This is a genomic window from Synechococcus sp. R3-13, from assembly GCF_047462195.1.
In the GTDB taxonomy this organism is placed as follows: domain Bacteria; phylum Cyanobacteriota; class Cyanobacteriia; order Thermostichales; family Thermostichaceae; genus Thermostichus.
Window position 1 is genome coordinate 1 of the sequence record NZ_JANSIO010000232.1, and the last position, 5,540, is coordinate 5,540.

At 60.9% G+C, this 5,540-nt stretch carries 3 protein-coding genes; 1 reads left to right on the top strand and 2 read right to left on the bottom strand.

Annotation, left to right across the window (positions count from 1 at the left end):
- Positions 1–323: 323 nt before the first annotated feature.
- The gene (locus tag NW856_RS07315; protein ID WP_414399668.1) at positions 324–581 is read left to right on the top strand and encodes a DUF2949 domain-containing protein; all 258 of its coding nucleotides are present in this window, start codon (positions 324–326) and stop codon (positions 579–581) included.
- Positions 582–644: 63 nt separating this feature from the next.
- On the opposite strand, the gene NW856_RS07320 is transcribed toward NW856_RS07315, so the two are convergent.
- Both NW856_RS07320 and NW856_RS07325 read right to left on the bottom strand, forming a co-directional pair.
- The gene (locus tag NW856_RS07320; protein WP_414399669.1) at positions 645–3,854 is read right to left on the bottom strand and encodes an efflux RND transporter permease subunit; all 3,210 of its coding nucleotides are present in this window, start codon (positions 3,852–3,854) and stop codon (positions 645–647) included.
- Positions 3,855–3,915: 61 nt separating this feature from the next.
- On the bottom strand, positions 3,916–5,205 hold the full coding sequence (locus tag NW856_RS07325; RefSeq protein ID WP_414399670.1) for an efflux RND transporter periplasmic adaptor subunit: 1,290 nt from the start codon (positions 5,203–5,205) through the stop codon (positions 3,916–3,918).
- Positions 5,206–5,540: the final 335 nt, after the last annotated feature.

Sequence of the window (5,540 nt, forward strand, 5' to 3'; positions counted from 1 at the left end):
GCTGGAAAAACCCACCCCCATCCCAACACCGCCTCCTGCTTACACGCCGCCCCTTCCCCAACAGCCCCCTCCACCCCAGCAGAGTGGCTATTGGTCAGATAGTCCTTTCGACGACGACCCCTGGGGATAGACCGTCCTGCCAGGATCTATAAGCCAGCTTTGCGACAAAGCTCAGTCCTCTCTGCCCTAACCGGCCTTGGGAGGGCCTGGGTGGTCACATACCCTGGAAGAAACCTGTTGCAAGGGATCCGCAAGAAGATCCCCAGAATCAGTACGAGGATCCCGATCCTCGACATTCAATCCTTTCCTGCCCGGCCAAACCTATGGAACCGACCCTGCCGGATTTACAAGCCCTTAGCCAATGGGATCGACAGTTCTGCCAGTTTGCTGCCCAGCAGCAGCTCCTCAAGCCCAAACAACTGGCTCTGGCCCTGAAGATCCAACGGCAGCAGCACGGCCCTCTAGCCTTGATCCTCTGGCAGTTGGGCTTTGTGGGCCTGCAACACCTGGCTCAGTTCTGGGAAAAAATGCCCAGCGGAGCCGAGCTCGAACTGCTCGAAGACAGGGCCCTCGGTGGATGAAAGGTGCCCCCTTCCCCCACTCGCTTTTCCGCCAGAAGAGAAGAAGCAAGCAGATCCCTCTTGCTACCCAACGCTGTCGCCACCAGGCAGCAGATCCTTGGGATCCTCCGGTGGGGGCAGATGCGCCAGATCCACAGGCGAAGGGGATCCCCCCAAAATCTGCGCCTGGATCCCTTTGATCACCAGGTAGAGCACCGGCACCACCAGCAAACTGAGCATTGTCGAGACGAACATGCCGCCGATCACCGCCGTGCCTAGAGACTGACGGCTGGCGGCCCCGGCCCCGCTGGCCACTGCCAGCGGGAAAATGCCAAGTATGGTGCTCAAGGCCGTCATGAGAATCGCGCGGAAGCGGGTCTCTGCCGCCTGCACTGCAGCCTTAACCAGGGGGATCCCTTGGGCAACCAACTGGTTGGCAAACTCCACAATCAAGATGGAGTTTTTGCTGGCCAGCCCGATCAACATCACCAACCCGACTTGGCAGAAGACGTCGTTGGTCAAGCCCCGCAGCAGTTGCGCCAAAAGAGCCCCAAGAACCGCCAGCGGCACCGCCAACAAAATGATCAAGGGATCCACATAGCTCTCAAATTGCGCCGCCAGCACCAGGAAAACGAACACCAGGCCCAAAGCAAAGATCAGCGGCGCCTGTCCTCCCGACTCGATTTCTTCCAGCGACAGGCCCGACCACTCGAAGCCAAACCCCTGCGGCAACAACTGGGCGGCTAGAGTTTCCATAGCCCGAATCGCTTGCCCTGAGCTAAAGCCCGGCAGGGCGCTGCCCTGAATTTCCACCGAGCAGAAGAGGTTGAAGTGGTTGATGATGGCCGGGCTGGTGGTCTCCTCCACCTGAACCAGGGTGCTCAACGGCAAGAGCTGCCCCTGCCCACCCCGCACGTAGAACTGGCCGATGCTCTCTGGGTTGGCCCGGAAGATCTGATCTGCCTGCACGTAGACCCGGTAATTGCGGTTGAACAGGTCGAAATCATTGACGTAGGTGCCCCCCAACAGCGTTTGCAGCGTGCCGAAGACATCCGACAGAGGGATCCCCAGCAACTGGGCCAGATCCCGATCCACCTGTACTTCTAGCTGCGGCGAATTGGCGTTGAAAGTGGGCGGGTTAACCCGCAGGCCCAAGGGAGGTTGGCCCGGCTGGGGCGGCGAGTTGCCCACAAAAAACAGGGTGTTGGCCGTTTGCTCCAACAGATTGAAATCGTTGACCCCCCGATCCTGAAGTTGGAAGGTAAACCCACCGGTAACCCCCAAATCCGGAATGGCCGGCGGCAAGATCGGGATCACCAACGAGCGGCTGATCCCACCCAAAAAAGGCCCAAATAGCCTGTCAACAATCGCTTGCGCCGATTGCTCCGGTCGCCGTCGCTCTTCCCAAGGTTTGAGGGTGGCAAAGATCAGCCCATTCCCCGGCGAGGGCCCGGTAAAGCTGAAGCCCCCCACCACCGCCACATCCTCGATCTCCGGGATCCCCTCCAAAACGGCTGTGGCTTGCCGAATCACCCCGTCGGTGTAGTGAAGGGAGACCCCCGGCGGCCCCTGAACAATGGTGATGAAAAAGCCCTGATCCTCATCCGGCACAAACCCCGTCGGCACAACCTGGAACAGCCAGTAGGTGAGGCCCAAACAGGCGACAAATCCAGCCACCACCAGCAGCCGCAGCCTCACCACCAGCTCCAGCAGGCGGCGGTAGACCGCTCGGATCCCTTCCACCAACCGGTCAAACCAGCGCAACAGCCAAAACATCTCTCCTGAGCGCGGACGAATCAGCAGTGCCGACAACGCCGGGGCCAAAGTAATGGCATTGAACGTGGACAGAGAGACCGCCACCGCAATGGTGACGGCAAACTGCTGATAGATGCGACCGCTGGTGCCGGGAAAAAAGGCAATCGGCAGGAATAACCCCAACAGCACCAACGTAGTGGCAATCACCGCCCCCAACACCTCATTCATCCCCGCCGAGGCCCCCTGCAGAGGCCGCATGCCGCGATCACGGATATAGCGGGAGATATTTTCCACCACCACGATGGTATCGTCCACCACCAGACCGGTGGCCAGAGTCAGGCCAAACATGGTCAGAGTGTTGATGGAAAAGCCAAACAGGCGCACAAAAGCAAAAGTACCCAGCAGCGCTACCGGGATGGTGATGGTGGGAATGAGGGTGATGCGCCAATCCTGCAAAAAGATAAACAGCACCAACACCACCAGGCCAATCGCCTGCAACAGAGTGAAAATCACCTCCTGCACCGACTCGGTAATGAACAGGGTGGCATCGAAGGGGATCTCGTAGATCAAGCCGGGCGGAAAGTTGCGGGAGAGCTCCTCCAACGTCTGCTCCACCTGCCGCGAGACCTCCAAGGCATTCGCATCCGGCTGCTTGGTAATGGCGATCCCCACCGCCTCCTGTCCCCCGATGCGGAAGAACGTATCATAGCTTTGCGCTCCCAGCTCCACCCGACCCACATCGGCAATGCGTACCAAACTGCCATCGGGGTTGGCCCTGAGGACAATCTGGGCGAACTCCTCCGGCTGTGAGAGCCGCCCCGTTGCCTGGACGCTGATCTGAAACTCCTGATCCGGCGGGCTGGGCTGGCTGCCAATTTGGCCGGCAGGCACCTGGATATTCTGCTGGCGCACCGCGTTCACCACATCCAGAGCTGTCAGACCATAGCTGGCCAGCCGCGTCGGATCCAGCCAGATGCGCATGGCATAGGTGCGCTCCCCGAAAATGATGACATCGCTGACGCCGCGGATGCGCCGCAAAGCATCCCGCACAAACAGCTCCGCGTAGTTGCTCAAAAACAGCTCGTCGTATTCCCCCGCCTCTGAGCGCAGCGCCAACACCAGCACAAAGGCGCTGTCGCCGGCCTTTTCCACGCTGATGCCGTTTTGGATCACCTCCGCCGGCAGCCGGCCCTGGGCCCGCGCCACCCGGTTCTGCACATCCACAGCCGCCGTGTCCAGATCCCGATCCGGGCTGAAGGTAACGGTGATCTGGCTGGTGCCGTTGCTGCTGCTCACCGAGGCGATAGACCGTATACCCTCGACGCCGTTGATCTCCTGCTCCAGCACATTGGTTACCGCCGTCTCCACCGTCTCGGCGTTGGCCCCAGGATAAACAGCAGTCACCCTCACCGCTGGCGGCGCCACCTGTGGGTAGTAGTCCACCGGCAGTAGGGGAATGCTCACCGCCCCCACCAGCACGATCAGGATGGAGCAGACGCTGGCAAAAACAGGGCGGCGAATGAAAAAGTCAACAAACATAGCCCAGCGCAGTGAGGAGTGAAAGGGGATAGCTGAGTTGGGAAACCGCCGGAGAGAGGACCTAGGGCGGGGATCCAGGAGGTCTCCCTCCCCCTTGTGGCTGCATCCTCTGCTGAAAAAGCACCTCATCGACAATCGGGGCGCCATCGCGGATTTTCTGCAGGCCGCTCAGCACAATTGGCTCATTGGCCTCCAAACCCTCCAGCACCTCATAGCTGTTTCCGTAGATGGATCCCAGCTGCACCGGCCTTTGCACCGCCACCGCCCCCGGGGGCATGCCCTCTGCTGGCGGCTCCGTTGTCTGCACCGTGTAGACAAAGGTTTGCGCCCCCAAGCGGGCCACCGCCGTCACCGGCACCAGCAAGGCCGGCCGCTCCTCCCAGATGACCCGAGTCCGCACAAACTGGGCCGAGCGCAACTGGCCGGCAGGGTTCTCCAGAAGAGCCTTGGCCAGCACCGATTGCGTGGCGGCGTTGGCTTCGGGAGCAATGAAAGAGATTTGGCTGCTGCCGATCACCTCGCCGCGGCTATCCAGGATCTGCACCGGCGTGCCAATGCGCAGCTGGGGGGCCCGCTGCAACGGGATGTTGAGGTTGAGCTCCAGCGCCTGGGTTTGGGTCAAGGTGGTCAAAACCGTCTGAGGCGTCACGTAGTCCCCTTGCCGCACCAAAACATCCCCCACAATGCCGGCAAAGGGAGCTGTAACCTGGAAAAACTGCAGTTGCACCTGTTGCCGCTCCGCCTCGGCCTGGGCCCGCTGCACCTCTCGCTCTGCCCGCAAAATCGCTGCCTTCTGGGCGCGGATCTGCTCCTGTTGCGCTGCCAAAGCCGCCTCCGCCTGGCGCAGATCGCGGCTGGACTGATCCACCTGCAACTGGCTGATGGCCCCCTCCGCCAATAGGCGCAGGTTACGTTCGTGCAGATCCCGGGCAAACTCCGCCGCTGCCTCTAGGCGCATCCGATCCGCCCGCAACTGGCTGAGCAGAGCACGGCTGCTCTCCAGGTTGGCTTGGGCCGCGGCAATCCCCGCCGTTTGGCCGGCCACCGCCGCCTGTTGCTGACGGCTGTCGATCTCAAACAGAGGTGCCCCAGCAGCCACCTGGGATCCCAACTGCACCAACACCCGAGTCACCTGTCCGCTCACCTGGGGCCGGATGCTGGCCACCTGCTGGGATCCGAGGCTGGCGATAAATTCCGACGCCTCCTCAATCATCCGTTCTTCCACCACTCCTATTCCCACTGGCGTGGGGGGTTGGCCGTCCCCCTCCATCTCCTGGGGCGGCCTTCCAGCTCGGCAGGCAGTTAACAGCAAAGAAAGACACAGCAGCGGCAAGGCCGTTCGCGCTCGCATCGTCAAGTTGCTCCCACAATAGGCATAGGGACAGGTAGGTGGACAAAGGGATCCCACCCCTGCACTTGCTTAACCAACCAAGGTAATGAACGAGAGCCTCCCCAAACCTGTGCAAAAGCGCTTGAAATCTTCCCAGTCCGGAACTAAGGTGTATGCTTAACAAAAACTTTCGCCGCGCTTCGCCCCACCCCAATGAGACTTCGTCCTGCTAACGCGATAAGGATACCCTTTGAGGGCACGCCACTCCTGGCTAGACTGTTCCCAGATCAGCAGGAAAGGAGTTCAGGCTTCCACCCCCTGCCGGAGAGCATGCCTCTAACCCCCAAAACCCTGAA

Excerpts from the sequence above, each read along its gene's own strand:
- NW856_RS07315 (WP_414399668.1), top strand. The coding sequence starts at position 324 with ATGGAACCGACCCTGCCGGATTTACAAGCCCTTAGCCAATGGGATCGA.
- NW856_RS07320 (WP_414399669.1), bottom strand. The coding sequence starts at position 3,854 with ATGTTTGTTGACTTTTTCATTCGCCGCCCTGTTTTTGCCAGCGTCTGC.
- NW856_RS07325 (WP_414399670.1), bottom strand. The coding sequence starts at position 5,205 with ATGCGAGCGCGAACGGCCTTGCCGCTGCTGTGTCTTTCTTTGCTGTTA.